This window comes from Methanoregula sp., assembly GCA_026625165.1.
Taxonomy (GTDB): domain Archaea; phylum Halobacteriota; class Methanomicrobia; order Methanomicrobiales; family Methanospirillaceae; genus MVRE01.
This window is the reverse complement of record CP112999.1, coordinates 928,509-955,242: the sequence shown is the minus strand read 5'-3', so window position 1 is coordinate 955,242 and position 26,734 is coordinate 928,509. Positions and strand designations below refer to the sequence as shown.

The following is a 26,734-nucleotide window of genomic DNA, read 5'->3' as shown; positions in this document are numbered from 1 at the left end:
ATATAATGTGTGATTATCCCGAACAAGAGAATTTAAAATGTCCAAAACAAAACTTTTACTTTTAAGCAAGGATAAGCAGGCTGTTTTAAAATGTTTGAGGGAACACGGACACCTACTCGATCCAGAATTTATAAAAGATTTTGATAAGAGCACATCTCAAGAACGGGATGATGTGGTAAAAGAAACGGTTAGAGCATTGGAAGAAAAAAGATTGAATTTATATTTGGAGTTTGATAAATCAAGAATCCCTCAAAAAATTCTACCTAATATTCCAAAGAATTATTTTATTAAAGAGGTAGACGGCACCCAACCACCACCACAACCCTGTCAATATTCACAGTGTATAGGGGTTGTTGATAAATCTCGGAGAGGATTAAAAAAATATTGCTCTCATCGATGTCGTTTAATGGCACTTTATGAACGCAGGAAAAATAAGGAGGGAAAAGAAATAACAGCGCCAATAATTTACGAACAATGCCAAGTATGTCACAAGCCGTTGAATAAACGCGCCGGTGCAAGGTTTTGTAGTAATGCTTGTAGAATGAAACTTTCAAGATCCAAACAAAAGAAAGATATTTAAATATTTTACTTCAACCGTTTCAAAACTTCTCTTACGATTTCCTCTTTAAGTTTTTCATCCGATTCTGTAATTGTTTTATCAATAATTTTTATTTTTGCCTCGTGTTGCCGTCTGGCCTCCTCGCTTAATGCAGCGCCGCACCTGGCGCAATAATCATTCAGAGGCTTATTAACGAAACCACATTTGGGATTCGGGCATACAACCGGCTCGAGTACCTTCTCGCGCTTGACGTATTTCCTTTTTGTCGGGACTCCGGAGACCTCACACTTGCTGTCATCAATTGCCTCATCCCCTGGCTGATTATATCTCAGTATCATCGGGGAGTAACTCTTGCCCCATTTTTCTTTGCAGATGTGGCTGATGGGTCTTTTGTCGTCGGATTCGTGTGTGATATTTGCCCGTCGGAACTGGTGCAGTTTTAGTTTTTTATCGAGGTCTATCCCCTGCTCCTTTACCTTTTTTCTCAGCTTCAGGATCAACTTGTGACCGGTATTATATGACCAGGGTTTACCGTCGCGGCTTACAAATATAACGTTCTCGCCCTCTGGTTCTGCACCGGTATATGATCGGTATTGATTTTTCCAATCGTTTAGAAACGCACCGGATCTGGTGAGCATGACCCGGCGAGGAGTGCCGGTCTTTTTGTTTGTATGAGCAACCACAATGAAGCGCTCCTTATGCTCCTCGGACTCTGACCAGTGAAGATCCCCCCATTCCATTGTTGAAAGTTCAATAGCACGGAACCCCCCATCATACAGCGCGGATATAAACGCCATATCCCTGACATTATCACATGCTCTGATAACCGCTTCAATCTCCTCTTTTTTTAGGATATCCTGCGGTCCGAATGTCTGACTATCCGCTTTGGGTGCTTTGATGCTTTCGATATCGGAGACTTTCAGTTTATTAAAACCTTTTTCAGAAGACCATTTTAGGAACCCTTTAAGTTCGTTAATGTAATTAATTCGGGTGTTGGGTTTGTATGTTCTTCCAGGATGAACCTTTGAACTGTCCGATATTTTGCTGGTATTAAGTGCAGTGATACCTTCCTGTAATTTTTCTATGGTTATTTTCCGGTACTCTATTGGTATGTAACGGCGCATCTTGACAAGTATCACCGCGATCCCATGAATGGTGTGTGGGGTTGCGGAACTGGCCGCGCGAGCCTTTATGTATTTGCTTATCAGGACATTATCATCACTTGTGATAATCCCCTTATCGATCTGGTCGATAAGGTATTGCTCGATTTTCTTGGGGGTTTCGTTTCGGAAGAGCGCGGGGTCTGCGATGATCTCTTTCATGGATTTCATGGATAAGACTGGGTTTTACAAATATTTAACAGTATAGCCCATTTTGTTATTTTCTAAACAAGCAAATCGCCTAGTTTTTTTTCATCTGATTATTTTTTTCTTCCAGTTTTTCTTTTAGTGCTGGTTTTGATCTCTTCTTCCTGGATATGTAATAACTGAGCGGATGATTGATCTTTTCACAGAGTGTATCAGGGCGGACGCACAGTCCTGTAGTACGCATTGCAGCACATGATGGGGCTGTGTATTCAGTCCCGCCCCCACCGGTAATATGCCCGACCTGATACATCGTTTTATCCGCATCAAAATCCGGGGCGCGGGAAAACAACTGGGCGATCTGTGATTTTTCCATACCGATATTATGAAGAAACGACGTGAGGGAGAAACGACCGGGGTGCGTAAGGTTGGCTCCCGAAGTGATTGCCTGTATCAGGGACTGGATGCAGGGGGGAAATGCACTCTCTTCAATTGCGCCGAAGTTCTGGAGCATGTGCTCCTGGTAAGCCTTCTGGATCTCCGCCAGACGGGGTGCCAGCCGTTCGCAGAACGGTTGTGGCACATGGTGAGGAAGATCGCGGCGGAGAATAACCCGGAGCCGTTCGCGTACAAGTTCATACATTTCGTCATCATGAACCTGCACTTTTCCTTTGTCGATGATTCGGTTCACCAGCCGGAACCTGTCTTCACGGATGGGCGATACCAGTTCAACATAGTCAACCAGCGATAGCCAGCCGCATCGTATGGAGATGCCAAGTTCTTCTGCAATATACAGAAAAAGACGCGAAAAGCCGGATTCCGTCCTGTTAAAATTTAAATTCCATGAATTTTCATCCGTCCCTTCATTTCTTAAATAATAGTACGCCCGTTCCGCTTCATAACGCGTCAGCCGGTCGATCATCTGCCGATCTTTGATACAGGATACTATGACACGCGCAAGTGCGTAAGATGCCATCATCTCTTCGGGACTGTCAGTGGTCCCCTCTCCAAAAGTACGTTTTTGCGAGAGCGCGTCCCTGATGCGTTCAATGGCTGAACGTATCAGGTGATCACCATGGTCCCCGGCAAGAAGCGCGTCAAGGGAAGAATATTTTGTTCTTGTAAAATCCTGTGATTTTTTTAAAAACGGAAAATAGGAAAGTTCCCTGACCGTGGGAGTATATCCCATCAGTCAGCCTCAATTCTTGGGGCAAGCAGGTATTCAACATGGCCGTTCCCATTTGCGATGTCAAACGAGAAGCGAACCGGATGATCGAGCCCTAAAAAGATCTCTACTTCCGGTGCCCTGCTCATTACTTTTCCCATATCTTTTAAATAATCAAGCGAGAAAAGTGAGCGTGCTTCGTTCGGTGTGAGCGATTTCAGTTCATCCTTGGAGAACTCCCTGCGGATAGTGTCAGTATCCCCTTCGGCAATCATATAGAAGGTCTCATCCTTGGGGTTGATCCCGATTGCAATCTTATCAGAAATTACTGCCGCTGCCTTGATCGCATTATTCAGGTCTTCTCCCGAAATGGTAAGTTTTCCCGGAAGGTTGATTGTCGGGGGATTGGGATCCTTCCGGATGGTGTTTGTATCAAGCAGCGTTATGGAGTAGTGATACCCGTGGACACTCACCTGCATTTTCTGGGCGTTTTCGGGAAGCTCAAGGCTGATGAGATCCCCTTTCCCCATCATGTTGAAAATATTTTTCATCTTTGAGATGTCAATCCCGATCTGACTCTTGCTTGCCTTAAAGGAGTCAAACGCCTCTTTTTTTAACTCAAGTGAGATCATCGCTACATTCGCAGTATCAACCGCCCTTGTCGAGATACCGCTATCAGTCGTATGCAACCGGCATTCAGGTACAAGAGCCGAGATCACATCGATTGCTTCCCTGAAAACGTCTGCATCAATCGTTGCTTTTAACATCGCTTACCCCTTGACAAACTGTCTTATACAGTATATCGTCATACTTTAATTATAGCGTTTTGGGTTTGACTCTAATCAATTTACGAGGTTGCATCAATGGGTTCGCACTGGGGGCACGATAAGATATACCATAAAGCAAAAAGCGAGGGATACCGGTCGCGTGCTGCATACAAACTGCTGGAGATACAACGGCGGTTCGATATTATACGGAGATCTGACAACATTGTGGATCTTGGCGCAGCTCCGGGGAGCTGGTTACAGGTAGAGCGGACGCTTACGGACGGCAGGGTGCTTGGCATTGATCTGGTACCGATCCCTCCACTCGATAATGTAGAGACAATCGAGGGGGATCTCGCGGATCCCGCAGTGCAGGATCAGGTGAAATCCCTCCTTGGTGTTGTGAATATTGTAGTCTGCGATGCTGCCCCAAAACTTTCCGGGCATAAAAGTTACGACCAGGCACGTGCGATCGCTCTTGGGGAAGACGCACTGCATTTCGCGTGCAATACATTAAAAACCGGAGGGAATTTTGTTGTGAAATCATTTCAGGGAACAGATTTTTCTGACCTCCTGAATCAGATCAGACAACATTTTTATTCCGTAAAGACCTTCATGACCAAGTCCACCCGCAAAGGGAGTACAGAACTCTATATTGTCGCAAAAAATTTCACAGGCTGATTTCTTGATATTAAAAGACCTCTACAACCGACCTGTAAGTAACCTTCGCATCAGTCTCACCTCAAGGTGCAACCTTTCCTGTATTTACTGCCATGCCGAGGGGGAAAGATCCCCACAGCAGCAACTCGCTGCACACGAAATTGCCGAAATCCTCCGTGTTGCGGCAGGATTTGGGATCCGGAGCGTAAAGTTTACCGGTGGAGAGCCAACACTCCGGCCGGATCTTGCAGAGATCATCGGTTCTGTGCCGGAAGGTATGGAGTCATCGATGACAACAAACGGGACTCTGCTTGCAGATTATGCCTATGACCTCAAATATGCAGGTCTTTCAAGAGTAAATATCAGTCTTGACAGTCTGGATCCGGAAACCTACAAAAAGATCACCGGCACCGACCGGCTCTCTGATGCCCTTGAAGGGATTGCAGCAGCACAGGATGCCGGGCTTACCCCGGTTAAACTGAATATGGTCGTACTGAAAGGGATCAATGATCATGAAGTTGATGATTTCATGGCGTATGTTCGGGGTAACCGCAACCTGATCCTCCAGTTGATCGAACTGATGAAGTTTAATGATTGCGGCAACCACGGGGATATGAACGGGCTGGAGGGGTCAATTGCGGCGCGTGCAACCCAGATACTTACCCGCAGGATGCACCACCGCAAAAAGTACTGCCTTGACGGTGCTGAGGTCGAGGTTGTCCGCCCTCTCCACAATACCGAGTTCTGCGCATTCTGCAACCGGCTCCGGGTTACCTCAGATGGCAAACTCAAGCCCTGTCTGCTGCGCACAGACAACCATGTTGATATCAGGGGGAAAAAAGGAGTGGAACTCGAAGCGCTCTTCCGTGAAGCGGTCAATAAAAGGGAGCCGTTCTACCGGTAGGAAAAAGCCGCAAACAAATCCTGTTACGGTAACGTTTTTACAATACTTAACCCTATTAAGAGGCATGCATGCTGACAACGATTACACCACCGTCCTTTCCCACCTTTATGAAAAATCATTGATCCTCCATGACATTGGGATGTTTCACAAGGTTCTCAATTTCTATTTTGTTGATTCCCTCGCCCATATCGATTATACTGCAAGCATCTACGCTTACAATTACCAGTCACCAAAGATCATCATGGGTGGAGAATATCTCCGCTGGCGTATCGATGAAGAGAAGAAAGGGGATAGGGCAAAGTTTCCGGCATTTGTGAACTGGCTCAAATGCGAGCATCCTGACAAATTCTCCAGCCTCCCGTCGCTCTGGCAGATGATCTACGATGAAGAGGATCCTGCGGGTTACCGCAGCTTCCGGATCGTCATGGATCCTGACAGCAGGAGTGAAATCCCGGCTGATATGTTCCTTATCATGATCGATGAATTTTTCGAACCCGAATTCTTAAAAAGCCTTTATGCGGATGCTTCAGTTGCGACCCTTTTTGATGCTTTTATCAACCGGGCTGCCGCAACATAGGGAGTGTATTTTTTTATGGATGTTGCCCGTATTTGTTCCGATCTTGTGAAAATCCGTAGTGAAAACCCCCCGGGAACTACGCGGGACGTTATTGAATATATCCGTTCACTGCTTGAGGGTTGGGGTATTGCCTCTGAGGTTACCGATCAGGGGGATGGCAGGTGCAACCTTGTTACGGAAAAGACCTCTGCCAACCTGTTGTTCTGCGGTCATGTGGATGTGGTACCTGCACTTGATGAGGGGTGGAACATCCCTCCGTTTTCCGGCACGGTAATAGGGGGTTCGGTTTGGGGCAGGGGAACCACTGACATGAAAGGCGGGTGCGCAGCCCTTCTTGCTGCGAGCCGTGATTTCAGGGAATCGGGATGTGAAATACCAGCACAGCTTGCCTTTGTCTGCGATGAGGAGACAGGAGGCGGATCAGGAATCCGTTATCTTCTTGCACACCACCTGATTGCTCCCTCCGATTGCCTGATTGCCGAACCGACACCGGTCCGACACCCCAACATCGGCCAGAAAGGGCTCGTCCGGCTGGAATTACGTTTTTTGGGAACTCCCGCCCATGGTTCCCTTTATCCTGCGGTTGGCATCAGTGCCATCATGGAAGCATGCGCACTCCTCGATTACTTTAAAATACTCAACGGCAGGCATTACCCGCTGACCAATGATATGCAGGAAATTATCACACGTTCCTCCCATGTGCTGGGTGAAGAATTCGGGCTAGACCACGCAACTGACGTTCTGACAAAACTGATGTTTAATCCCGGCACCATAAAAGGAGGAGAAAAATCCAATATTGTGTCACAGCGCTGTGATCTTGACATTGAAATCCGGGTGCCATGGGGATGTTCAATTCCGGGCCTCCTCGAGGATATCCGGCGTCATGCCCCTCATGGGACAATAACAAGTGAGGTAACGCATGAACCATCGATTACCCCCACGGGGAGCAGGCTTGTTTCGGTCACATGTGGCGCTGTGAATGATATTTATGGTGGCGGGGTATTTCCCATCATCCAGTGGGCGGCAAGTGATGCCCGCCATTTAAGAGCCGCCGGATACCGTGTTGTCGAATATGGCCCGGGTGAGATGCAGTTCCTGCATGCAGCAAATGAACACGTCACAATCGACTCGTTGGAAAAAGCCTCAAGGGTATACCAGAAGATTATGCAGGAATATGCCTCTGGCTAATGAGGGATATGTATACGGTGAAGGTTTCCGATACAAAAAAATGCAAAAATATGTTGGTTTAAGCGGTGTAACCCAGACCGGTTCATATCAATTTTTTTACATAATCATTTTAAAAAAAGTCTTTAAGAGTTTTTTTTTCTTTCCCGCAATGTTTACTATAAATCCGGACTTAAGGAAGGAATTTTAAATGTAATTTTAAAATTTTAATTATCGTTTCTGCGGGCCAAGAACCATGATGGCAATGATAAGGCCTGCAATTATTACCCATGCCGGAAGCGGGGAATATGTTGTCTTTGTTTGAGGTACTGCATCTGTTTGTTCAGGAATTGCTGTTGTTATTGCCGTAGTTGCAGGTACTGTTGGCTCCAGATCAGTCCCCGTGACAACAGGTAAAGGTTCAACACTCGTTGTCACTCCGACAGGTTTAGTTGTTGGCAGTGGCGATCCACTGACCTGGTATACCTGCGCCCGGTTCATTGCAAGATCCATATTCTTTTTCGCTTCACTATACGTGGGATCGATACTCAGTGCGCTCTTGAAACAATTCACTGCATCCTGGTATTTCCCTGTCTGGAGAAAAGCAACGCCTTTGTAATTCCAGACTTCTGCATCTGAAATCGTTATCTGGGTACAACGGTTAAATGCGTCAAGTGCTTCCTCCGGTTTTCCCAAGGACAAAAGAGCCTTGCCTTTTCTGAACCAGGGGAATATGTCCGAAGGGTCAAGCCGGGCACAGGAATCAAACGCAACAATTGCCTTTTCGGACTCATTTATCTGTTCGTATGCGATACCCTGGTTACAGTAGGGTTCCGGGAGATTTGTCTGCACCTTAAATAATGTGTCATAGGCAGCCACCGCTTCATCATACCGCTGAAGTTTGAAAAGTGCGTTTGCTCTTGCATTCAATGCACGATTATCCTGCCTGACAGCAAGAGCCCTTTGTGAAAAATCGAGTGCTCCCGTATAATTTCCTATCTGGTTTAAGGAATATGCTTTGCCTGATAATGCTGAAGCATACTTCTGGTCCATTGCAATTGCGTGATCGTAATAGGTTATCGCATCTTCATATTTTCCGATAGTTGCTGAATTTTCCCCCCGCATGTACCAGTCAATAGCATCTTCCGCCATTACTGCGGGAACAAGGAAGAGCAACGCAATAGTGATGATTAGAATTTTTTGGGCCAGCTGCTTGTGCATGCACGAATTTTACCGTAATCAGACTTGAATCTATTGCTTTCCCGTCGCAGGGATAATTGGAGGCTTTCCGGCATAACACCTGCACCAGCCAATCGTGAGAGCAACAAAAAGTACTGAAAAAACAGTGAACACAAATGCCGAAAAATAGGAACTTTTCTCTGCCACAAACCCTGCAATAAACGGTAGAGATGACATCCCGGCATAACTTGCAGTTGTATATAGGCCCATGATCTTCCCCTGACGGATCTCAGAACCGGATAAAAATGCCATCTGTGCAATCATCACACAACCGGCTGACGCACCCACAAAGACAAAACCCCAATGCGTGAAATAGCAGGCGAAGACTGATACTGCCATGATAACCGCACCGAACCTGATTGTGGGGATTGGGGGGAGTGCAAACCGGGAAGCAATGATCACTGCTGCAATTGTACCGACATTCATGACAGAAATATACAAAGCAGTCATCTGCGGGGTGTCCCCGGAAAAACCCGGGTACAGGGAAGTCACGACACCGGTTGCACCCGTCAGGATGATTGCAGATAACCAGAGCCAGCGGTACTTCATGGCGAGGCACAGAATGCTTGTATAAGACGGCTCTTCCGGACTGACTTCCCGATCCCGATGCAAGAGATTTACAGTCCGTGTTAGAAAAACCAGAATGCTGCCAATTAGACACATGCAAAAGAAGAAGGCAATTCCTGCTTTCCCGAAATTAAAGTACGACACCAGCAATCCGGTCACGACAAGCCCGCAAATCAGGCCGGCATTCAGGCTTGCCATAAAGAATCCGGACATGGATACATGATCGGTCTGTTCATTGATCCATGCAAGCGCTGATGCAATAAATATCCCGGCTGCGATCCCTTCTAAGAACCTGAAAAGGATTATAAAAAATACACCTGTCGCTATCAAAAGCAGAAGCCCGGATAATGCAGAGAGTATAATTCCGGATCGGATCAGTTTTACAGGACCCAGACGGTCTGCAATGAGACCGCCGGGGAGTGTAGCGATAAAAGCCCCGATAAAGTAAGCAGCATATACCGCACCCTGCATTGCCGCCCCATCCCCTGTACTGGGCAGGATAGGCACGATTGCATTGGAGAGTGCCATTACAGCAAAAGCGCAAAAACAGAGAGGGATGCGGTCTCTCATCTCAGACCATGCGGTATGTTTCGAGATTCATCGGGGAATGTGTCTCAATGTGGTACCGCTTGTAAATGGAACTCGCAAGGTCAATGGTATTGTTTTCATCGCCGTGAATGCAGAAGATCTTTTCGGGTTTGGGCTGGATCTGTCCGACAAAATTCATGAGCTGCCGGCGATCAGAATGACCTGAGAACCCGTCAATTGTCATGACTTCAAGGTTGATCGTGATCGTGCCCTTCCTGCCCAGCGGGACTTCACGCCACCCTTTCTGGATCCGCCTCCCCTGTGTCCCATCTGCCTGGTAACCCACAAAGACAAGTGCATTCTTTGCGTCCTGCGCAAGGTTGGTCAGGTACTCCATCACCGGTCCCCCGTTCAGCATCCCGCTCGTGGAGATGATAACACAGGGGTCGCCATTCATCACTTTCTCCCGGAGATCTGAAGAGTCAACCTGCTGGAAGCATTCTGCAAGGAACGGGTTCATACCTTCACGGAATATCTGGTTGCGCAGGTCGTTGTTTAAATATTCAGGATATGTCGTGTGGATAGCAGTCGCTTCACGGATCATGCCATCAAGGTAGATTTTCACTTTCGGTATCTTTTCAAGGCGCATTCCTTCTTCCAGAGCGAGCATGACTTCCTGCGAACGCCCGACTGCAAACGCGGGGATGATGACTTTCCCGCCCCGTGAAAGGACGGTGTTGATGGTCTCGTACAGTTTGATCTCCGCATCTGACCTCGCAGGCTGGAAGTCATTGGAGCCCCCGTAGGTGCTCTCCATGAACAGGGCTTCAAGCCGCGGGAACTGGCTGATGGCGGGATTGAAAAGACGGCTCTTGCTGTAGTTGAAATCACCGGTAAATGCTATATTGTACATCCCGTCGCCAACATGGAAATGGGCAATAGCGGAGCCAAGGATATGCCCTGCATTATGGAACGTGAGTTTCATGTCCGGGGCAATATCGGTGACACTGCCGTAATTGAGCGTGATGGAGTGTTTGATGTACTCCTTTACTTCGTTTGAACTATACGGGATTTTCCGGTCTTCTTTGTTGATGACATCAAGATAATCGAGCTGGAGCATCGCTGAAAGATCCCGTGTAGGGGGAGTGGAATATACAGGCCCTTCATACCCGTATTTATATAGAAGGGGGATGAGTGCGCAGTGGTCAAGATGCGCATGGGTGAGCACGACGGCATCCAGCGATGAGAGCGGATGGATCTCGGGGATATACAGGTAAGGGGTGCCGTTTGTATTGTCCGGCTTCTCGCCGCAGTCAATCAGTACGCGGCTTGCAGGAGTACTTAACAGGAATGCCGCTCTTCCGACTTCCCGGCAGCAGCCAAGCATGGTGACCCGCGCCCACTGGTTTTTCTTAATTGCTTCTTTACCGGTTTCATCCTTGGTCGCAATATCCCGGTGGATCCTCCGGCCAATGGTTCTTAAGAACAGTTTGCGGTCTTCATTGACAGATCTGAGGTATTGCCGGATCTGTTTGACCGTCGAGCTCTCAATTGGAGGTGTCCTGACAACCTTGGGAGTCCACCCGATGTGTTTTGTGATCTCACGTAATGTCGCACCGTTCTTGCCGATAACGACGCCGGGTTTTTCCGCTTCAATAAGCACTTCTCCGGTATCAGGATCAAAAAAGATATCCGTGATACCGGCAGTTTCAGGTACCACTGCCCGTACTTCGGATGCCGCCTTTTCAGGGTCTTCAAGGATTGTGGGGCGGATGACGATGCGTTTTCGCAGGTCACGGGCGAGGATCTTTATTAAGTCTGCTTCATCAGCAAACCGTTTGGGATCATCTGTGTAAATGACGAGCTCCGGCCCTTCAAACTCCACCTGTGAAATTGTAATCCCACGGGGGATTTTCTCGTTGATCTTCTCTTTGAGTTCCTTTAACCGTTCTTCAATGAGCATAGAATTAACGTCCTAAAAAAAGTTATGCAGGGGTTTTGGCGAGGTATTTTTTAAGGGTTGCCTCGTCCAGCTCCTGGTATCGGTCTTTTGTTATCACGACCACATGGACACCTTCCCCGGAACCGGCATCCCGCTTCATGGCGGCTTTTAATGCCCGGATGGCAAGATCAATTGCCTCATCCTCGGTCATTTTTGATTTGAAACGGTCTTCGAGCACCCCATATGCCATGGGCGAACCCGAGCCGGTTGAAACGATCTCTTCTTCTTTTGTCGACCCGCCAAGTGCATCAACAGAATATACACCGGGTCCGTGTTCATCCACGCCTCCGACCAGGAGCTGGACATAATACGGGAAGTAACGGTTCTGGTTGAGATAGTTGGACAGCAGCGTCGATGCAGCTCCCACCGTGATCGGGCGTGATCTCCGGATCTGGAACAAACTGCATTCCACGGTGAGGATCCGTGCAAGCTGCTGGGCATCACCCACACCACCCGCGGTTGTCATGCCGATGCGGTCGGCGACCTGGTACACCTTCTTTGCTTTTTTACTTGCGATCATGTATCCCATGGTCGCCCGTTTCTCCGTGGCAAGGATAACACCGTCGGAAAAGACCAGTCCGACGGTGGTTGTCCCCTTCATAGACTCCTGGTACTGTTCAGGCATATTAGCACCCTAAAAAGTTAATAAACGCTATAAAATTATCTAAAAGCGCTTTGTCAATAAAATGATATTTAAAAATTTAAAGGTTGTTATTCTGCAGATCTGCAGAGGGCCTTTAAGAGTTCGCGGTCGTACAGCATCGCAACAAGTCGTTTGTCGCCATTAATCACCGGCAACTGGTCAACCCGCGCCCTGCGCATCTTTAATGCACATTCACTCACCTCTGCATTCTGCGGAACCGCAACAACGTTTTTTACCATTGCAGTCTTTACAGGACGGTCAGGCAACTGCACCTTTGAGATGCTGTAACTTAAAGTATGCATGTCCCGGATACTCTCCCAGGTCCATTCATCATCATCTGTGCCATTGGAAAAGTCGCTCACACCGACTGAGTCTTCAATGGTTGAGTTCCTTATGAGATCCCGCTCTGAAATTATGCCCTGCAACCTGCTCTCCGCATCAAGGATCGGGATTGCATCCACACCGGAAATCTCCATCACCCTGCCGACAACCGGCAGCGGGGTCTCTTCCCAGAGGGCGAAGGTCTGGCTCATATATACGTCCTTGATTTCTTCCTTAATCTTCATCTGGGCGATTGCATGGATCATGTCGGCAACGGAAAGAAGGCCAACAAGTTTACCATTTTCCACGACCGGAAGACGGCGGATCTTGCGGGTGACCAGCAGGCGGGCAGCCTCGCTGATCTCTGCATCCGGGGAGATTGTGACCGGTTTTGTTGTCATCAGCAGCCCGAGCTGGGTCTCCTCAGGCTTCTGCAAAAGGTCCTTCCGGGTGATGATGCCGACAAGTTTCTTGCTTTTCAGCACCGGGACGCCGGATATTCCTGTCCTTTTGAGAATTTTTAAGACATCGTCCCGGTTGCCCGGGATTTCTACATGCACAACATCGGATGTCATGTAGTCTTTGACTTGTACTTCTGTTATGATCTCACCACCAGGGTCGTGATTATGCCATGTGTGACGACATAGTTGCTGACACTGCCAAGCAAGAGCCGGTCCGTTTTGCTTTTACCATGTGAACCGACCAGAATAAGATCCGCTTTCTGTTGTTCGGCAAGGGTGATGATCTCATTGCCTGCATGACCCTGCCTTAGGTGCGTAGTAACAACTATGCCTTTGTCATGAGCATAGGTTTTTGCTCTTTTTAAAACGTCCTCTCCCTCTTTTTCCAGAACAGTGAACATGATCTCAACCGTGTTATCCGTGGGGAGGGAGGAAAAAAGCCCAGTTTCCACCACATATACGACATGGAGTTTTGCACCATGAAGACCGGCCTCCTCGACTGCACAGGCAAATGCCTGTTCGCTTGCTTTGGAGCCATCGATTGCAGCAAGGATATTAGAGAACACATGCACCACCCGGAACAAACATGGCTTTTTAATTGGATTTATGAATTAAAAACATTTGTCCCGATGTTACAGGATTCAGCCCGTTTTACAATACTTTCAATAGGATTTTTTGAGAAGCGCAGGTTTGAGTACCGGGGATCAAGGGAAAACAGGTTAGCCCGCGCGCCAACCCTTATGAAAAACGGATCACCGCACAGACTTGAACCAGCCACAGCCATCCTCATCACTTCGGCAGGCTCAATCCGGTAGATGGTGCGGACAAATGCCATCTCAGTGAGCATATCGGGTTCTGTAAACATCACATTATCGGTCCCAAGGAATACCTGGCATCCGAGCTCAAGCATAAGCGAAACCGGCGGGAGATTCGGGGAGATGGTGACACCCAGTGTCCAGTTTGATCGCGGACATATGGCGATCGGTATCCTGCGTTCTGCACATTCCCGGAGCTGTTGGCGGGTTGCGTGTGTCCCATGGATGATGAGGTCCGGATTAAACGACAGCGCTGCTTCAACATCACCGGAATCTTTTTCACCTGCATGGAATGCAATTTTTTTATTTTCCTTACGGGCTTTTGCAACGAGTTGTTCGATTCCCTGAACGTCACGTGCACTGCTGATGCCTAGTCCGTCAGAAATATACTCGCCACCATCCCTCCCGAATATCATACACCGGAAATTCTGTCCCGTGAATGCCTCCCGCAACGCTTTCACACCTTCAGGACCGCCCTCGCGGAAATCCGCACAACCCGCAGTTCCCCGCCTGATCATCCCGCCAATACTGGAACGCATTGCATGGACAAGGCCGTGATAAGAAGCGGCAGAAAGCAACCGGTGCTTCAGGCCGGATGGAGGTGTGACAAGTTCAACAAGGTTGCCGGAGTGTGCACAGTCCATTGCAATGGTGTCGCCAAGGTGTGTATGGGCGTCAAAGAGCGCCGGACAGATCCAGACATCAGAAGATTTGTCATTCTCCTCGATTGCGGTGATGATTCCCTGTTCGATAACGATATCTACCGGCATAAGGGTCAACTCATCCCCGATGAATGCCTTTCCGGAAATGACCAGCGGGCGTTCCATGTTCATTCCTGACTCTCTTTTATATATCGAAAAATGAAATAGATATGCATGGCAAAGAAACAGGGTGGAAGACTGATGTCCTCTGCGGGGCTCGTGAATTATTACGACAGCGAGGACCGTCGGGCAGTGCACATCAGTCCTGTGGTCGTCATGGTGGCATCTGCTGCCATTGGCTTGTTCATTTTAATCCTCAACATTGTCTACTGACACATCTCTTTTTTTAAGAGCTTTCGCGTGATATCCTCATCCTTTGTAAAGTAAAGGTTATCATGCCCGCTCCACTGCGGGCAATTGCGGAAGATTACTGCCGGAACACCGTTATTGCTCTCACCCATGACAAAATTTGCAAACCCTGCGATCTCATCCACGACCGCTTCTTCCGTTATCTTCAACACATGACCGAACAGGTCAACGTCCCCACGGAAGTCGCGGATGGCATGCATCCCGCTCCAACCTATGGCGTTGCCGGTCTGCCCGCGCCGGAATGATCTGCCGCAGGTATCCGTAATAATAACACCAATATCTTTACCGGATATTTTATTAATCTCCAAACGGACTTCGTCGGCCGCTTTCATCGGATCCGCCGGAAGGAAGATTACCATCCCATCCTCGATATTGCTTTGGTCGACACCCGCACGCACCCCGATATGCCCGGAATTCAGCTCTGATAGGATGAACGGGTGCTCCATGATGATATCAGCAGATGCATCGAGGACTGCCTGTACAAAGCGGGGGTCCTCCCCATTGAGTTTTGCGAGGCTCTCTGCCCGGTCCGATGGGCTGATATCAGAAAGGGGCCGGGTATAACCTTTTGATTTTGAATAAATGGTCGATGCGATGCAAAGAATGTCCCCGTCATAAATTGCCTGCCGGCTGCAGATGAGTGCAGGGATGTCATCGCCCTTGTGAATGATCGGCAGCCCGTGGACACCGATCACGGTAATTTCTTCCATAGCACCATCATATTCAGATGAACACACAATAAAGGTGTTTCGTTCCTTTCCCGTGCGATACTGGGATCTTATCTGGTAATGCTCCCTTCACCGGTCCACTGTTTTTCAACGAAATATTTTTATAATGAGGTTACCGATTACCACTTGACCATGTTTGTTATAATCCGGTGCCCCGGTTGCCGGACATTTACGTACGTGGACCGGTTCCAGCGCTGGAAACTCTGCCCGGTCTGCGGACAGGCTTATGAAGTCAGTCGCGTTCCAGCGTATCTCGAAGTGGAGGATTATATCGAAGCAGAACATATCGTTCGTCAGCTTGAACAGTACCTTCATTCGATGAAACGCAAGGACCTCACACCTGAAGAAATGGAGGACCTGCGCCGGCAGTATGCCACCTGGGTCCGGAAAAAAGTCTGATTCTTTTATTCTTTGAAATTTTAATTTTTACCACCGCTGCCCGCATCTTGGACAGATCATTGTGACAGGGCGGCGGCACCGCGGACAGAAGAGGCCGCGGAACGCGTCATATTCCAGAGGTATCTTGCAGCGCCGGCAATAGATCTGCTCTTCAAACCCGCATGCATGCCTCTGCATATGCTCCTTTGTACTGAATGCTCCCTGATAAGCGTTGTGGAAACAGGTTGTCCAGCGGGTTGTCCCATTAAAAAAATATGGTGAGAGTTGATGACTGATGCAGTACAGAAAATAATCAATGCAGAAAAGAATGGACCGGGCCGATGTCGCAGTTATAGGAGCAGGGCCGGCCGGACTCTTCTGTGCAATCCATGCAGCAGAACAGGATCTCCATGTTCTGGTCCTCGAGAAGATGCAGGCGCCCGGAAGAAAACTCCTCCTTACCGGATCCGGGCAATGCAACATCACCCATGATGGGGAGATACGGAAATTTTTCTCCCATTACGGGAATGCAGGGTCGTTTTTAAAACCTGCCCTTCTTGCCTTCACCAACCGCGACATCATAAGATTCTTTCGAGGACGCGGACTTGAAATGGAGATACGCGAAGACGGTAAGGTGTTTCCTGCAACCCGGAAATCTTCAGATGTGCTTTCAATACTCATCTCAGAATGCGAAAAACAAAAAATTCCTGTTTGCTGCGGGGAACCTGTACAGAAGATCCAAAAAAATGAAGGAGTTTTTGTCGTTACGACACCCCGGCGTATCTGCCATACCACCTGCCTTGTAATAGCAACGGGTGGTGCATCCTATCCGGTAACGGGATCTTCGGGCGACGGGTACTGTTTTGCTGCAAGCATGGGGCATACCATAAGGGAAATCGCCCCTGCACTTACACCCTTACTTATTTATGACTTCCCGTTTTCTGACCTCTCGGGAATATCATTTCCCTCAATGCATTTTTCTGTCTGGAGACATGGAAAAAACTTATTCCACCATACCGGCGATGTTCTTTTTACACACACCGGCATATCCGGGCCAGGGATCCTCGACCGTTCGCGGGATATCCGGCCCGGGGATATTGTCCGGCTTTCATTTATAAATCCTGCAGATCATGATGGATTATCTCATGCGTTCAATGAACTGGCAGATGCACATGGGACACGCCGGGTTAAATCGGTTTTATCGCATTATCAGATACCGGACCGCCTGATTAAAAAAATCCTAGAAATTACCAATATTCCCAATGAACTTACCTGTGCCCATCTTTCCGCACCGCTCCGCTCATCGTTATTGGGCAGTCTTACCGGATTCCCCCTGACGGTTGGCGCTCTCGGAGACTTGTCTGTAGCGATGGCAACAAGGGGGGGTGTCACGCGTGAAGAGGTAAACCAGAAAACCATGGAGTCCCGGATCGTAAAAAACCTGTATTTTGCCGGTGAGGTTCTCGATATTGATGGCGACACCGGCGGTTATAATATCCAGTCTGCATATTCAACAGGTATGCTTGCAGCACAGAGCATCAGGAAAAAATGTTCTTCTTTATAAAAAACAGATAACCTTAAAATTTCTGGTCATCTGGTCTGAACGTCCCGATGTTCTCCTTGGCCGGGAGCATCGAAAGTAAAGCACTCTTTTTGACACCGTGCCCTCACACAATGCATTTGTATTTATATGCTGCACGCATGATTGGGAATGTGATGAAATACGAAATTTTCGGAGATAACCTCCAGATGGTAAAAATTGATCTTCCTGCAGGCGAAGGGCTGTTTGCCGAAGCTGGTGCCATGGTAAACATGAGCGGGAACATGCAGATGGAGTCCCAGCTCAAAGGAGGGATTGTATCAGGGCTCAAACGCGTTCTGAGCGGTGAAAGCCTGTTCCTGACCAAATTTTCTCCGGTTGATACGGGCGGGTTTGTCTCATTTGCAGGAAATGTCCCTGGGAAAATTTTTCCGGTTAAATTAGGGAACGGTAATGAATTCATTGCCCAGCGCGACTCGTTTCTGGCATGCGAGGAGAGTGTAAACCTCGATATCGCCCTTATAAAAAAGATCAGGAGCGGGCTCTTCGGCGGCGAAGGCTTCATCCTCCAGATGCTTACGGGTACAGGTATAGTCTTTCTCCATTGCTGCGGGGATATTATCGAACTGGACTTAAAAGAGGGTGAGATGGTCAAGGTCCAGACCGGGCTTGTGGTCGGGTTTGACAGCACGGTCAGCTATGATATCGCGCTTGCAGGCGGGGTCACATCAATAATATTTGGCGGAGAGGGGCTCTTTGTGACTACGCTGACCGGGCCCGGAAAGGTCATACTCCAGTCCATGGATATCGCGAAGATCGCATCGGCGATCATCCCCTTCCTGCCCAAGCCAAAAGAGACATCGGGGAAATAAGATAAAAAAATAATTTTATTTTTTGAAATAATCGTTTTAAAAAATAATTTTCTCATTCGAAGAGCTAATCTTTCTTTGTAGTGCGTTTTCTGGGACTAAAGCCCAAAGGTATTGACCAATGATACTTGCTACCATAATTTTTTCTGCTGCTTAAGACTCAGTGCGGCACCATTTTTCTATTTTTAAAAAACCTCCCTGTAAAACCGGATTTATTGCCAGTCAATGCCGCGCCCGGATCGCGGTGCTCATTGTCTGACGAATCCGGCCCCGGTTCAAGCCCGGATTCCCCAAAATTTACTGGATCCGGGTTGATTGAACCGGCAGGTTACATAAATATTATATACCAACCTGTCATTGATCGGATAATCACAAATGACCGAAGATTTCTGCAACAGAACAGCGAGAAGGCTCGGGAAGATTGGATATGCACCAAAGACTGCAGTCCGCATCGCCCGGTTCTGCTATATTTTTATGCTGTTCCTGCGCGGGCTGATGGGGCCAATCGCGATCCCATCTGTTGAGAATCTGCTGGAACGCGGGTACGGGAAAAATTTTTTGGGCGCCCGTACCTCGCTGCAACTGCTCTCTTTTACAATACAACGACGGTCGCCGGCTCTCTAGAGCACGGTGCCCAAGGCTAGCCGTGGTGCTGGTATACCGCAGGTCCCGTTCGTAGAATGGGATTTCGTTGTGCAAAAACAGCCCCGGCTCCGGAAGGCTCCGTGATCGTACGGCCGGCTATTTTGATAATTCATGACCGGGACCGGGACCGGAACCTCCCGGCTTAGGTAACGGAAGAGGAATACAAAAAATTTCAGAGATAACCATCATGGAAACCATTGAAAAAAGGGTGTCAGAGAGGTGCAGCTGCGCCTTGGTGATGAGAAGGGAGGCATCAGCCGAACCTTCGAAATCGGAAGAGGTTTATCGAAACCTTGACGACACGAAGGGAGGAATAAGCCGACCTTCGAATAAGGATGTGGCCGCGCCGGACCAGATTGCGTCCGGTATGGCCGGGACCGGACAGGAGAACGAAGAACTGGAATGGGCAAGGAGCCATGTACCGCCAGATCCCTATCTTGCTGAGCGCAAGACCGAGATCATCGGCTGGGGGATCAAGCCCCGGACTAAGGTGTGGCAAAAACCATCGGGGACGTCCCCTGATGAAGAGACCGGTACGACTCCGGACAAACCGGGAATGAGCATCCTCATCCTCGCTGAACGGCAGGACCGGATTACGGAGTTCCTTTCAAAGAAGATCAAGCGGCTCGACCGGAGAATAACATTACTTGAAGAGCGGGGGCGGTCGTGATGCCACGGCGGCCGACAAGGACCGAGGAGGGTATCCCGCTTTTCCTTGTCCCGCACGTGATGATGCAAGGAGTCCGGAAGTATGGCAGGGAAGTGGAATGGATGGAGGCACGGAAGACGAATCATCACTTCTACTCTGTCAGCATCCGGACGCGGCCGGTGAAGCGGGAACTGAAACAGAGGATGGATGGTGCCACAACATCGGCGCGGGTTTGTGGAGCTGATGAAGGTGAGCGCGCATGACGAGAGGACGGCCGGTAACAAAAGCGCTGGACGAAGCACTTCTGATTGCGAAGGCGAGAGGAGATGTCATGAAGTTTTGTCCTGATACAGAGAGCGCGTGCGATATGATGATACGGACTTCCGTTCATCTGGTTTTTGTCCGGGTAAAAAGAGTCTGTAAAATCCGGTGCACAAAGGAAGAGATCGCGGCGGAGTTGCAGGAATGGATCATCATGCTCCGCTCGTTTCCTGTTTCGGAATCCATCCTCTGCGAGCTCTGGGTGTACACCAAGCAAAATTCATGGCGGTACTTCCGGGTCGGGAGTTCCGGTTTGGGGGAGATTGACCGGGACGGTACCCCGATACGTCTGCCGGAAAAGGGGCCTGCCATACCCATTAGTGAAGTGACTACAGGAGGGGCAGGAACTACCCCGGCGCAATAGCTGATGATCAGGTTCACTATCACCACTCCTTTTTGGGGAGTGATCGGTCTCGGAGGAGAGATAAGATCGGTTCTCGTCGGTGAGTGATCTCCCTATGACCTGTCCGGAGGGTATTTTCAGGACTAATTCGGCAAAACACAGGAATAATGTTTCAGGAACTCTTCGATTCGTCGATTTTTCTCTGTATCCGGGGCAGGATTGAAGCCGGAAAAAAGACCAAATAGGCCTAATTACAGGCAGGATCAGTTGCCGGGTCGGACTATACTACATGAACATGGAAAAACCCCTGTTTTTCCTAGATGTTCAGGATCCGTCATTATTTATGCCCCCTCGCTTAACTGGGAAAAAACCCTATGTTGACCATGCCGGCGTTTCAGGCTCTTCCTGGATCCGGTAAATTCTTTATAAAAATTAGAAATAGGAAAAAAATGGAACTCCAAAAACTTTTCAGAAAAAAATTAAAATTAAAATTTTTATTAAAAAATCCCCTGATTATTTTTTTATCCAGCCGACCTTTTCGATCAGGTTTGCGGTCTCGTCCCGCGCCTTGCTCCCCGGTCGCCGGGGCTGGACCACAAGCGAGATCGCGTCTTTAAGGAGGACGGTCTCACCCTTTTCCTTGCATAAGACCGCATCGCCATTGAACCTGCGCAGGGCTTTGACAAAAGCATCGACAATTTTTTTCCGGCTCGCGAGGTCTTTCCTTTTTAATTTCATTAAGTGTTCGAAGATGGATACATCAATAAGGGTGCTTGCCATCCAGCCGATATTGCAGGTATATCCGAATATCCAGCTGATATGCGATTCTTTTGTCGTGCTGATGAAGTCGCCAATATTGTTGCCCACGTTGCAGGAACCGATAAGCACCCCTTCAATATTGGAATAGTTTGCAGCATTTTTTACCGCAGCAAACATCGAGGGTATCTTCATACCGGTCTTCGCTTTCAGCCCGCCTATCCACTTTCCGGTACCATGGGCCGCAACATAGAGGAAGAGCCGGTTTTCCCGGGTGTTGGTCAGGTCATCGATCAGGGCACGCTTGAATCCGGTTTTTTCGTAAAAGTTTGAGTAATAGATATTGAAATCGCCCTTGTAACCCTCCAGCCCCTCCATAAACGGAAGTACAGACGGGCGCTTTGGCCTCTGCTCCGGCGTCCACCAGAGCCCTTCGATGATCAGGAGTGCAGCATTCGACATGCAGGTTCCTTTTAATGCAGGGGTTGTTTGATTTTTCTGTAGTTAAAGAAGTCACGCAGGAGGGGATAAATATTGAGGTAATATTTTTTTTTGTATCCAAAAACAGACAGGCAGGCATCGGGGTGCTCTTTTGCGCAAATCAAAAAAATACGATAACCTCATGAGAAGGAAAACGAATACCTGCTCAGGGACCAGGAAACCCAATGGAAGATCCTGATAAGAGGGGGAACGGGTGCGGACCGGACAAGTCAGACAGTAAAAAAACCAGTGACGGTGATCTCAACTGGTCCGGAGGAATGACCCTTGAAGCGATCGTCGATGCTACCGGTGAGTTTGAGCACTTAAACGAACTTGTCATTCTCCAGATAAAAAAATCAGGGGGATTGAACAGTACAGGTGACTATTTTAAGATTGTTACGCCGATCCTCGACCTTCTTGAAGTAGAGATCCGGGTGCGCTCCGTCCGTGGTATCACGCACCAGCAGATGAAACTGGTTATCCAGGACTGGATCGACAGGGAGATCGCCGAACTCCGATAGGTTCTGTTTTATTTTTGGATCATCAGTGTCCCCTTTCCCCGGTTTGCGATATCGCCTTTATACACCGTCATGGTGACCTTCCGGTCGGTCATCACGCGGGTTCCGATCATCTCAAAGGTTGGAAGCATTTCGTGAACCGTCCCGAAGATCATGCATGTACCGTCCTTCATATTCCCGCACGGGCGCGTGGCATTGCCTTCAACGATAAACTGCCCTCCCTTCATCTCGACGCCCGCCATGTCTCCGCAGCTCCCGTGTATATGTACCTCGCCACCGGTCAGGTATTCCGCGCAGCAGTCACCGGCATTGCCGAGCACCTCGACACGTCCGCCCCGCATACCGGTCTTCTCCCCGCGATAGCCGGAAGCACAGTAATGCCCGGCATTGCCCCGGCACAGGATATTCCCCCCCCGCATCTCACGCCCGAGCCATGCATCCGCATTGCCAAGAACCTCAATATCGCCCCCGCTCATGAAATTCCCGCAATGCATCCCGATATCCCCGGCAATCGTGATCTTTCCGGCATCCATGTATTCCCCGACCCGTTTGATCCGCGAGGTGTCGCCCTTTAAAACAATCTCAATCTTCTCCGGCGTAACTGAAGTCCCTTCCACAAAGATCCGGAATATGTCAGAGAGCCTGCGCTCCTTGTTTCCTTCAAATACGGTCAGTTCTGTACCGTTGAGGAAGTTTCTCGGAATGATCGATTCGGCTTCAATTGGGAGGAACGGTTTTTTACGCGCCTTGGTCTCGAGGATCACCTTCACAGGTCTGCCTCCGTCCCAATGCACCTGCCGCGCGGGAGATACACGTCCTGCACCGGGTAGTTCCCCATTTGCACCGTGTAGTACTCCTCGAATTTTTTCACAAACTCTTTATCATGTGCCATATTGTGTTCATCCGGGACCGAGGGGTTTACCCAGAATGTGCTGTTTGCCCCCTCAACAATCACATCGCCATCGCGGGCGACCACTCTCCCGCGCTTGATCGTATACCGGGTCTTCTGGAACCCCTCGACGACCTTTCGGTATTCGGTTGCAGGGTCGACTTCGCGGCACTTGATGGGGTAAATAGCAACATCAGCTTCCGCGCCGGGCATAAGGTGCCCTTTGCCCTGCAGAGCGATACCCAGCGCCTTTGCCTGCCCGGCACGGGTCATGATGGCAATCTCATTCCAGTCCATTTCGCGGTCGATTGCAGCAATTGACGTTCGCTGTTCGGTACCCTCATGCAGCGTGGAAAATTCCTCATCCCGGTACCGTTTGCTCATCAGCAGGCCGATAATCTCGGGGTATTTGACAAACGGGGCTCCGTTCGGATTGTCGGTGGCGAGCAGGCACTGGTACGGGTTTTTGGTAAAAAGCGCGAGTTCAAGCCCGATCGCCCACATCACGCAGTTCACAAGGCTCTTTTTTGAGTAGAGTACCGGAATAATGCCGGAGCCGGTCTCCAGCTCCACGTCATGGTTGCTCCATTTGTTATGGTGCAGGCAGTGGAGGTTGAACTCCATCGGCCCGTCAGCGGTCATGGTCATCGTCCTGCCAAACATGATCTGTCCCATGTCCATGACAATCTGCGGTTTTGCGTTCACCGCCTGTGCAATCTCTGAGGCTTTTGAGTTGATATCCCTCCACGTCGTCCCGCCATATGCATGGAACTGTACATGAGTTGCATACAGGGTCTGTCGGTTCGGGTTAAGATCCGGGACAAGATCAAACGTTTCCAGCGTGGTCCGGAAATTCCCGGGCCTTCCAAGATTGTTGCAGTGAATGTGGACCGAGTGAGGAAGTCGGAGGAGTTCATTTGCCTTCATCATCGTTGTGATAATATCTGCCGGAGTCACGTTGAAGTTAGGTACGGTATCACGGATACCCGTGATGTCTTCACCCCACCCCCATGCTTCTGTTCCACCCGGGTTTGTCAGCTTGATGGCAAATCCCTTCACTGCAGCAAGCGTCCATGCAACGATCGCAGCCGCCCGTTGTTCATCCTTTTTTGCCACCGCCTCCATGATCGACCAGTTCCCGTCAAAGAGCGTGTTTGCGAGCATGTCCTGGTGAGGTGTCGCGGTAAATTCCTCATGGGTGTGCCGTGCCTCAAGCGGCGCCATCGCCCCTTCAAGGACGGTGGTATACCCCATTGCGCTGTACCGGTAGCTGTTCCCGTACGTGGTGGGGACATAATAGCCGGAGGTGACATGCATCTTCCCACGCCGGGCCGTCCTCCCCGCCCGCATATCCTCCGGGCTCATGTACCTGCCAAAGTTCACCTTGGTGCCGCAGACATGGGAGTGCGAATCGATCCCCCCGGGCAGGGTGAGAAAACCTTCTGCATCGATCACATCAGCACTGTTCCGGACCGATTCTACAACCCGCCCGTCACGGATGGCAATGTCCATGATATCGCCGTGGATGTTTTGCATCGGGTCAAAGACACATGCATTTTTAATGATCAGTTCGGTCATTCCCCCCTTGCCTCCCGGACGCGGTTGTACAGTTTCTGGAGAATCTCGGTATCGTTCGGGATGCCTGTGTTGATGATGGACTTCATCCGTATCGGAACCCCGTCCATCCGGTACGCGGTTCCAGCTGCATCAATGCCTGCAACCGATCCCGGGATCTGGAGCCTGCAGATATGGGTCGTTGCATTGGGATGGGGGTCGATCTGGATAACCGGGATCTTTGCGAGATGTTCAACACAGGAGCGGGGAAAATGTGCGGCAGGATCGCTTGCTACTACAAGGCAGGCGTCGCATTCGCCCCGGCTCAGGATATCGATGACGGTAGTCTCGCCGGGGTTGTAAAATGCAATCCCGCGGGAAAAATCGATTGCGTACGGGTATCCGGTCATCCAGGTAAAGACTTCGTTACTGCCGTACACGTTCCAGTGCCCCCGCATAGGGCTGATGATGAACTTGGTATGGCGGTTCAGTTCGTCGGTAAGTTCGATCGCATTGCGCACATTCTTGTTCTTGCCCGCTGTCATGGTAAGACCGAGGCCAAAGAAGATTGCGCCGAACTTTGCGGCTTTGCACATTTCTGCAACCCGGATCAGTTGTACGCGGGAAACACCTGCAACCTCTGCCGGTACGACATCCGCCCGCCCCCGGACAATTGCCCTGAGGGCCAAAAGGACTGCATAATCCCCGCCCGGCTTTATTTTGAGAAACTCATCTGCAACATCTGCTGACTGGGTGCGGCGCGTGTCAACGACAATCACTTTGCGGTCATGCTGTGCATCCTGTACAAAGAAACCGGTCGCATAGGTCGTGTACCGGCTCATGTGGCGCGGGTGGGCGTCGATAGGGTTGGATGCCCAGTAGATGATAAGATCAGCCCGGTTTTTCACCTGCCCGAGAGTGCAGCCAGGATGCCCCACTTCCTGTATCGCAAGGATTGACGGGCCGTGGCAGACCGAGGTTGTGCTGTCGATAACACCGCCGATCAATTCTGCAAGGTGCACACCAAGACTCTGCGCCTCTCCATGCGTGCTGCTCCACCCATAGAGGACCGGCCGGTCGGCATCGAGCAGGATCTGCGCTGCTTCTTCAATCGCTGCATCATACGTCGTGTCTTCCCAGCGGGTTCCATTCCGCCGGATCGGATTTTTCAGCCGGTGGTCTCCGACCATGGTACTTGAGCCGAGCGTACAGGCATTGTCGACCCGTATTATCCTGTCACCCTCCACTTCGACATCGAGGTCATCACAGAGGCAACCGCAGAATGGGCAGACCACATCTTTAATGAGCATACCGCACCCCGCCGAGTTTTTCGATGAGCTCAGACACCGTCATTACCGGTGTGTCGCCGGGTTCAATGTCGACAGTCATCGATTTGAAATCCGGCATGCCGGTGCAGTGCGTCTCACTATCTATGATATGGTTGGCGTATGGCCCAAGCGGGACAAAGATCGTGCCCTGTTCAATGGCTTCAGACGAGACAGCCACAAGCACCACTTCACCGGATTTGTTTTTCACACATACCCGGGCGCCATCTTCGATGCCAAGGACCATCATATCCACCGGGTGGATCATGCAGACCGATGTCGCCTTTTCATATTCGGGGCTGTCTTTTCGTTCCACCGATTCACCCTGAGGTACGGTTCGTCCGGTGTTCATGAGAAACTTCATTGCCCGTCCTCCGTTTTGACCGGGGAGACCGGAATAAGCTGTTGTGTTGCCTCAAGGATGCGGGCGATCCGGATTGCATCGTTGGGGCAGCTCTGTTCGCAGGTCTTGCAGCCCGTGCACTTTTCCTCATGGAGGACCAGCACTTCACCGCCCTGTACCCGCATAATGACCTCATCGTTTGAGGAGTGACCCCCGGAACCCATCTGCGCATCGATGAGCTTGTTGACCGGACATGCAGTGCAACAGTTCCCGCAACCCATGCACCGGTCATTATCAATGGCAATCCGGAACGAGAACACAAGTGAAGTCCCCTGATCCAACATCGTCTCCAGCACCCTCCCGCTCCGCAGCACGCCATTAGGGCATGCTTCAACACACAGCCCGCACCTTATACAGTGGCCGTGATTGATCCTCGGGACCCAGCCGTCATCCTTATGGACGACTTCGATCGCGCCGGGTGCAGGACATACCATCATACAATAGAGCGCGTGCTGGCATGCCTTTCCCGTTGGTTCCGGGAACCCCCGGAAGTGCGCCGGGGTTGCCAGGGAGACGGTCTTTGCAAAAAGGAATTTTTTTATCCACTCCAGCCGCGCGAACTCCCGGAGATACCAGAATACTGATGCTGCCAT

Annotated in this window: 32 protein-coding genes; 14 read left to right on the top strand and 18 right to left on the bottom strand. The window is 49.8% G+C overall.

Annotated elements, in window-relative coordinates; translation table 11 throughout:
• Nucleotides 1-37 precede the first annotated feature (37 nt).
• The gene (locus OS112_05140) at nucleotides 38-580 is read left to right on the top strand and encodes a hypothetical protein (protein WAC06018.1); all 543 of its coding nucleotides are present in this window, start codon (nucleotides 38-40) and stop codon (nucleotides 578-580) included.
• Between the two features lie 5 nt (nucleotides 581-585).
• Here the strand turns inward: OS112_05140 and OS112_05135 are convergent, their stop codons facing one another.
• The 3 genes from OS112_05135 to OS112_05125 all read right to left on the bottom strand — a co-directional run bounded on the left by OS112_05135 (nucleotide 586) and on the right by OS112_05125 (nucleotide 3,795).
• Entirely contained in the window at nucleotides 586-1,881 is a 1,296-nt protein-coding gene (locus OS112_05135) for a site-specific integrase (GenBank protein WAC06017.1), read from the bottom strand.
• 79 nt (nucleotides 1,882-1,960) lie between these two features.
• A complete protein-coding gene (gene priL / locus OS112_05130; GenBank protein ID WAC06016.1) occupies nucleotides 1,961-3,052 on the bottom strand; it encodes a DNA primase regulatory subunit PriL in 1,092 nt (363 codons plus the stop codon).
• Nucleotides 3,052-3,795, bottom strand: a complete 744-nt coding sequence (locus OS112_05125; GenBank protein WAC06015.1) for a DNA polymerase sliding clamp — start codon at nucleotides 3,793-3,795, stop codon at nucleotides 3,052-3,054. Before OS112_05125 ends, priL begins: the two co-directional genes overlap by 1 nt.
• Before the next feature lie 96 nt (nucleotides 3,796-3,891).
• Between OS112_05125 and OS112_05120 the strand changes: the two genes are divergently transcribed.
• The 4 genes from OS112_05120 (at nucleotide 3,892) to OS112_05105 (ending at nucleotide 7,121) form a co-directional block, all read left to right on the top strand.
• Nucleotides 3,892-4,473 (top strand): RlmE family RNA methyltransferase, encoded by a 582-nt coding sequence (locus tag OS112_05120; GenBank protein WAC06014.1) that lies wholly within the window; start codon nucleotides 3,892-3,894, stop codon nucleotides 4,471-4,473.
• Between the two features lie 4 nt (nucleotides 4,474-4,477).
• Nucleotides 4,478-5,356, top strand: coding sequence for a GTP 3',8-cyclase MoaA (gene moaA, locus OS112_05115; protein ID WAC06013.1), 879 nt, complete (start codon nucleotides 4,478-4,480; stop codon nucleotides 5,354-5,356).
• 64 nt (nucleotides 5,357-5,420) lie between these two features.
• Complete coding sequence (locus tag OS112_05110; protein ID WAC06012.1) at nucleotides 5,421-5,933, top strand: hypothetical protein; 513 nt, start codon at nucleotides 5,421-5,423, stop codon at nucleotides 5,931-5,933.
• Nucleotides 5,934-5,948: 15 nt separating this feature from the next.
• Nucleotides 5,949-7,121: a M20/M25/M40 family metallo-hydrolase gene (locus OS112_05105; protein WAC06011.1), complete on the top strand. Its 1,173-nt coding sequence runs from the start codon at nucleotides 5,949-5,951 to the stop codon at nucleotides 7,119-7,121.
• A gap of 207 nt (nucleotides 7,122-7,328) precedes the next feature.
• On the opposite strand, the gene OS112_05100 is transcribed toward OS112_05105, so the two are convergent.
• The 7 genes from OS112_05100 to OS112_05070 form a co-directional block, all read right to left on the bottom strand.
• Entirely contained in the window at nucleotides 7,329-8,318 is a 990-nt protein-coding gene (locus OS112_05100; GenBank protein ID WAC06010.1) for a tetratricopeptide repeat protein, read from the bottom strand.
• Between the two features lie 30 nt (nucleotides 8,319-8,348).
• The gene (locus OS112_05095; GenBank protein ID WAC06009.1) at nucleotides 8,349-9,473 is read right to left on the bottom strand and encodes an MFS transporter; all 1,125 of its coding nucleotides are present in this window, start codon (nucleotides 9,471-9,473) and stop codon (nucleotides 8,349-8,351) included.
• A 1-nt stretch (nucleotide 9,474) separates the two neighbouring features.
• Nucleotides 9,475-11,394: a beta-CASP ribonuclease aCPSF1 gene (locus OS112_05090; GenBank protein WAC06008.1), complete on the bottom strand. Its 1,920-nt coding sequence runs from the start codon at nucleotides 11,392-11,394 to the stop codon at nucleotides 9,475-9,477.
• A 22-nt stretch (nucleotides 11,395-11,416) separates the two neighbouring features.
• Complete coding sequence (gene psmB / locus OS112_05085) at nucleotides 11,417-12,058, bottom strand: archaeal proteasome endopeptidase complex subunit beta (protein ID WAC06007.1); 642 nt, start codon at nucleotides 12,056-12,058, stop codon at nucleotides 11,417-11,419.
• A gap of 86 nt (nucleotides 12,059-12,144) precedes the next feature.
• Complete coding sequence (locus tag OS112_05080) at nucleotides 12,145-12,972, bottom strand: CBS domain-containing protein (protein ID WAC06006.1); 828 nt, start codon at nucleotides 12,970-12,972, stop codon at nucleotides 12,145-12,147.
• Nucleotides 12,973-12,995: 23 nt separating this feature from the next.
• Entirely contained in the window at nucleotides 12,996-13,424 is a 429-nt protein-coding gene (locus OS112_05075) for a universal stress protein (GenBank protein ID WAC06005.1), read from the bottom strand.
• Between the two features lie 38 nt (nucleotides 13,425-13,462).
• The gene (locus tag OS112_05070; protein ID WAC06004.1) at nucleotides 13,463-14,506 is read right to left on the bottom strand and encodes an amidohydrolase family protein; all 1,044 of its coding nucleotides are present in this window, start codon (nucleotides 14,504-14,506) and stop codon (nucleotides 13,463-13,465) included.
• 42 nt (nucleotides 14,507-14,548) lie between these two features.
• Between OS112_05070 and OS112_05065 the strand changes: the two genes are divergently transcribed.
• On the top strand, nucleotides 14,549-14,707 hold the full coding sequence (locus OS112_05065) for a preprotein translocase subunit Sec61beta (protein WAC06003.1): 159 nt from the start codon (nucleotides 14,549-14,551) through the stop codon (nucleotides 14,705-14,707).
• Here OS112_05065 and OS112_05060 read toward each other — a convergent pair.
• Nucleotides 14,701-15,453 carry a coenzyme F420-0:L-glutamate ligase gene (locus OS112_05060; protein ID WAC06002.1) on the bottom strand — a complete coding sequence of 251 codons (753 nt, stop codon included), beginning with the start codon at nucleotides 15,451-15,453 and terminating at the stop codon, nucleotides 14,701-14,703. The two genes, OS112_05065 and OS112_05060, sit on opposite strands and share 7 nt — an antisense overlap.
• Nucleotides 15,454-15,603: 150 nt before the next feature.
• Here OS112_05060 and OS112_05055 point away from each other — a divergent pair, with 150 nt between their 5' ends.
• Nucleotides 15,604-15,870, top strand: a complete 267-nt coding sequence (locus tag OS112_05055) for a DUF1922 domain-containing protein (GenBank protein ID WAC06001.1) — start codon at nucleotides 15,604-15,606, stop codon at nucleotides 15,868-15,870.
• A gap of 27 nt (nucleotides 15,871-15,897) precedes the next feature.
• On the opposite strand, the gene OS112_05050 is transcribed toward OS112_05055, so the two are convergent.
• Complete coding sequence (locus tag OS112_05050; protein WAC06000.1) at nucleotides 15,898-16,047, bottom strand: DNA helicase PriA; 150 nt, start codon at nucleotides 16,045-16,047, stop codon at nucleotides 15,898-15,900.
• A 118-nt stretch (nucleotides 16,048-16,165) separates the two neighbouring features.
• On the opposite strand from OS112_05050, the gene OS112_05045 reads away from it, so the two are divergent.
• The 6 genes from OS112_05045 (at nucleotide 16,166) to OS112_05020 (ending at nucleotide 20,237) form a co-directional block, all read left to right on the top strand.
• Nucleotides 16,166-17,413, top strand: coding sequence for an NAD(P)/FAD-dependent oxidoreductase (locus tag OS112_05045; GenBank protein ID WAC05999.1), 1,248 nt, complete (start codon nucleotides 16,166-16,168; stop codon nucleotides 17,411-17,413).
• Nucleotides 17,414-17,565: 152 nt separating this feature from the next.
• Nucleotides 17,566-18,261, top strand: coding sequence for a TIGR00266 family protein (locus OS112_05040; protein ID WAC05998.1), 696 nt, complete (start codon nucleotides 17,566-17,568; stop codon nucleotides 18,259-18,261).
• Nucleotides 18,262-18,633: 372 nt separating this feature from the next.
• On the top strand, nucleotides 18,634-18,882 hold the full coding sequence (locus tag OS112_05035; protein ID WAC05997.1) for a hypothetical protein: 249 nt from the start codon (nucleotides 18,634-18,636) through the stop codon (nucleotides 18,880-18,882).
• A 208-nt stretch (nucleotides 18,883-19,090) separates the two neighbouring features.
• Nucleotides 19,091-19,573 carry a hypothetical protein gene (locus OS112_05030; protein WAC05996.1) on the top strand — a complete coding sequence of 161 codons (483 nt, stop codon included), beginning with the start codon at nucleotides 19,091-19,093 and terminating at the stop codon, nucleotides 19,571-19,573.
• Nucleotides 19,570-19,815, top strand: a complete 246-nt coding sequence (locus OS112_05025; GenBank protein WAC05995.1) for a hypothetical protein — start codon at nucleotides 19,570-19,572, stop codon at nucleotides 19,813-19,815. Before OS112_05030 ends, OS112_05025 begins: the two co-directional genes overlap by 4 nt.
• A complete protein-coding gene (locus OS112_05020) occupies nucleotides 19,812-20,237 on the top strand; it encodes a hypothetical protein (protein ID WAC05994.1) in 426 nt (141 codons plus the stop codon). Before OS112_05025 ends, OS112_05020 begins: the two co-directional genes overlap by 4 nt.
• Before the next feature lie 492 nt (nucleotides 20,238-20,729).
• Here OS112_05020 and OS112_05015 read toward each other — a convergent pair whose 3' ends face one another.
• Nucleotides 20,730-21,434, bottom strand: coding sequence for a hypothetical protein (locus tag OS112_05015; protein ID WAC05993.1), 705 nt, complete (start codon nucleotides 21,432-21,434; stop codon nucleotides 20,730-20,732).
• 203 nt (nucleotides 21,435-21,637) lie between these two features.
• Here OS112_05015 and OS112_05010 point away from each other — a divergent pair, with 203 nt between their 5' ends.
• A complete protein-coding gene (locus OS112_05010) occupies nucleotides 21,638-21,973 on the top strand; it encodes a hypothetical protein (GenBank protein WAC05992.1) in 336 nt (111 codons plus the stop codon).
• 8 nt (nucleotides 21,974-21,981) lie between these two features.
• Here the strand turns inward: OS112_05010 and OS112_05005 are convergent, their stop codons facing one another.
• The 5 genes from OS112_05005 to OS112_04985 are packed head-to-tail and all read right to left on the bottom strand — an operon-like array spanning nucleotide 21,982 to nucleotide 26,734.
• Nucleotides 21,982-22,740, bottom strand: a complete 759-nt coding sequence (locus tag OS112_05005) for a formylmethanofuran dehydrogenase subunit C (protein ID WAC05991.1) — start codon at nucleotides 22,738-22,740, stop codon at nucleotides 21,982-21,984.
• Nucleotides 22,737-24,437, bottom strand: a complete 1,701-nt coding sequence (locus tag OS112_05000; GenBank protein ID WAC05990.1) for a formylmethanofuran dehydrogenase subunit A — start codon at nucleotides 24,435-24,437, stop codon at nucleotides 22,737-22,739. The genes OS112_05005 and OS112_05000 overlap by 4 nt, the downstream gene beginning before the upstream one ends.
• Entirely contained in the window at nucleotides 24,434-25,723 is a 1,290-nt protein-coding gene (locus OS112_04995) for a formylmethanofuran dehydrogenase subunit B (GenBank protein WAC05989.1), read from the bottom strand. Before OS112_04995 ends, OS112_05000 begins: the two co-directional genes overlap by 4 nt.
• Nucleotides 25,713-26,102: a molybdopterin dinucleotide-binding protein gene (locus OS112_04990; GenBank protein ID WAC05988.1), complete on the bottom strand. Its 390-nt coding sequence runs from the start codon at nucleotides 26,100-26,102 to the stop codon at nucleotides 25,713-25,715. The genes OS112_04995 and OS112_04990 overlap by 11 nt, the downstream gene beginning before the upstream one ends.
• The gene (locus OS112_04985; protein ID WAC05987.1) at nucleotides 26,099-26,734 is read right to left on the bottom strand and encodes a 4Fe-4S binding protein; all 636 of its coding nucleotides are present in this window, start codon (nucleotides 26,732-26,734) and stop codon (nucleotides 26,099-26,101) included. The genes OS112_04990 and OS112_04985 overlap by 4 nt, the downstream gene beginning before the upstream one ends.

What these genes read in the sequence shown, in the direction of transcription:
- OS112_05060 (WAC06002.1), bottom strand. Translation starts at nt 15,453, where the DNA reads ATGGAAGAAATTACCGTGATCGGTGTCCACGGGCTGCCGATCATTCAC.
- OS112_05050 (WAC06000.1), bottom strand. Translation starts at nt 16,047, where the DNA reads ATGCAGAGGCATGCATGCGGGTTTGAAGAGCAGATCTATTGCCGGCGC.
- OS112_05040 (WAC05998.1), top strand. Translation starts at nt 17,566, where the DNA reads ATGAAATACGAAATTTTCGGAGATAACCTCCAGATGGTAAAAATTGAT.
- OS112_05100 (WAC06010.1), bottom strand. Translation starts at nt 8,318, where the DNA reads ATGCACAAGCAGCTGGCCCAAAAAATTCTAATCATCACTATTGCGTTG.
- priL (WAC06016.1), bottom strand. Translation starts at nt 3,052, where the DNA reads ATGGGATATACTCCCACGGTCAGGGAACTTTCCTATTTTCCGTTTTTA.
- OS112_05140 (WAC06018.1), top strand. Translation starts at nt 38, where the DNA reads ATGTCCAAAACAAAACTTTTACTTTTAAGCAAGGATAAGCAGGCTGTT.
- OS112_05020 (WAC05994.1), top strand. Translation starts at nt 19,812, where the DNA reads ATGACGAGAGGACGGCCGGTAACAAAAGCGCTGGACGAAGCACTTCTG.
- OS112_05065 (WAC06003.1), top strand. Translation starts at nt 14,549, where the DNA reads ATGGCAAAGAAACAGGGTGGAAGACTGATGTCCTCTGCGGGGCTCGTG.
- OS112_05110 (WAC06012.1), top strand. Translation starts at nt 5,421, where the DNA reads ATGCATGCTGACAACGATTACACCACCGTCCTTTCCCACCTTTATGAA.
- OS112_05105 (WAC06011.1), top strand. Translation starts at nt 5,949, where the DNA reads ATGGATGTTGCCCGTATTTGTTCCGATCTTGTGAAAATCCGTAGTGAA.
- OS112_05015 (WAC05993.1), bottom strand. Translation starts at nt 21,434, where the DNA reads ATGTCGAATGCTGCACTCCTGATCATCGAAGGGCTCTGGTGGACGCCG.
- OS112_04985 (WAC05987.1), bottom strand. Translation starts at nt 26,734, where the DNA reads ATGGCAGCATCAGTATTCTGGTATCTCCGGGAGTTCGCGCGGCTGGAG.
- OS112_05055 (WAC06001.1), top strand. Translation starts at nt 15,604, where the DNA reads ATGTTTGTTATAATCCGGTGCCCCGGTTGCCGGACATTTACGTACGTG.
- psmB (WAC06007.1), bottom strand. Translation starts at nt 12,058, where the DNA reads ATGCCTGAACAGTACCAGGAGTCTATGAAGGGGACAACCACCGTCGGA.
- OS112_05080 (WAC06006.1), bottom strand. Translation starts at nt 12,972, where the DNA reads ATGACATCCGATGTTGTGCATGTAGAAATCCCGGGCAACCGGGACGAT.
- OS112_05000 (WAC05990.1), bottom strand. Translation starts at nt 24,437, where the DNA reads ATGACCGAACTGATCATTAAAAATGCATGTGTCTTTGACCCGATGCAA.
- OS112_05010 (WAC05992.1), top strand. Translation starts at nt 21,638, where the DNA reads ATGGAAGATCCTGATAAGAGGGGGAACGGGTGCGGACCGGACAAGTCA.
- OS112_05120 (WAC06014.1), top strand. Translation starts at nt 3,892, where the DNA reads ATGGGTTCGCACTGGGGGCACGATAAGATATACCATAAAGCAAAAAGC.
- OS112_05090 (WAC06008.1), bottom strand. Translation starts at nt 11,394, where the DNA reads ATGCTCATTGAAGAACGGTTAAAGGAACTCAAAGAGAAGATCAACGAG.
- OS112_04995 (WAC05989.1), bottom strand. Translation starts at nt 25,723, where the DNA reads ATGCTCATTAAAGATGTGGTCTGCCCATTCTGCGGTTGCCTCTGTGAT.
- OS112_05125 (WAC06015.1), bottom strand. Translation starts at nt 3,795, where the DNA reads ATGTTAAAAGCAACGATTGATGCAGACGTTTTCAGGGAAGCAATCGAT.
- OS112_05045 (WAC05999.1), top strand. Translation starts at nt 16,166, where the DNA reads ATGCAGAAAAGAATGGACCGGGCCGATGTCGCAGTTATAGGAGCAGGG.
- OS112_05095 (WAC06009.1), bottom strand. Translation starts at nt 9,473, where the DNA reads ATGAGAGACCGCATCCCTCTCTGTTTTTGCGCTTTTGCTGTAATGGCA.
- OS112_04990 (WAC05988.1), bottom strand. Translation starts at nt 26,102, where the DNA reads ATGAAGTTTCTCATGAACACCGGACGAACCGTACCTCAGGGTGAATCG.
- OS112_05070 (WAC06004.1), bottom strand. Translation starts at nt 14,506, where the DNA reads ATGAACATGGAACGCCCGCTGGTCATTTCCGGAAAGGCATTCATCGGG.
- OS112_05035 (WAC05997.1), top strand. Translation starts at nt 18,634, where the DNA reads ATGACCGAAGATTTCTGCAACAGAACAGCGAGAAGGCTCGGGAAGATT.
- OS112_05030 (WAC05996.1), top strand. Translation starts at nt 19,091, where the DNA reads ATGGAAACCATTGAAAAAAGGGTGTCAGAGAGGTGCAGCTGCGCCTTG.
- OS112_05135 (WAC06017.1), bottom strand. Translation starts at nt 1,881, where the DNA reads ATGAAAGAGATCATCGCAGACCCCGCGCTCTTCCGAAACGAAACCCCC.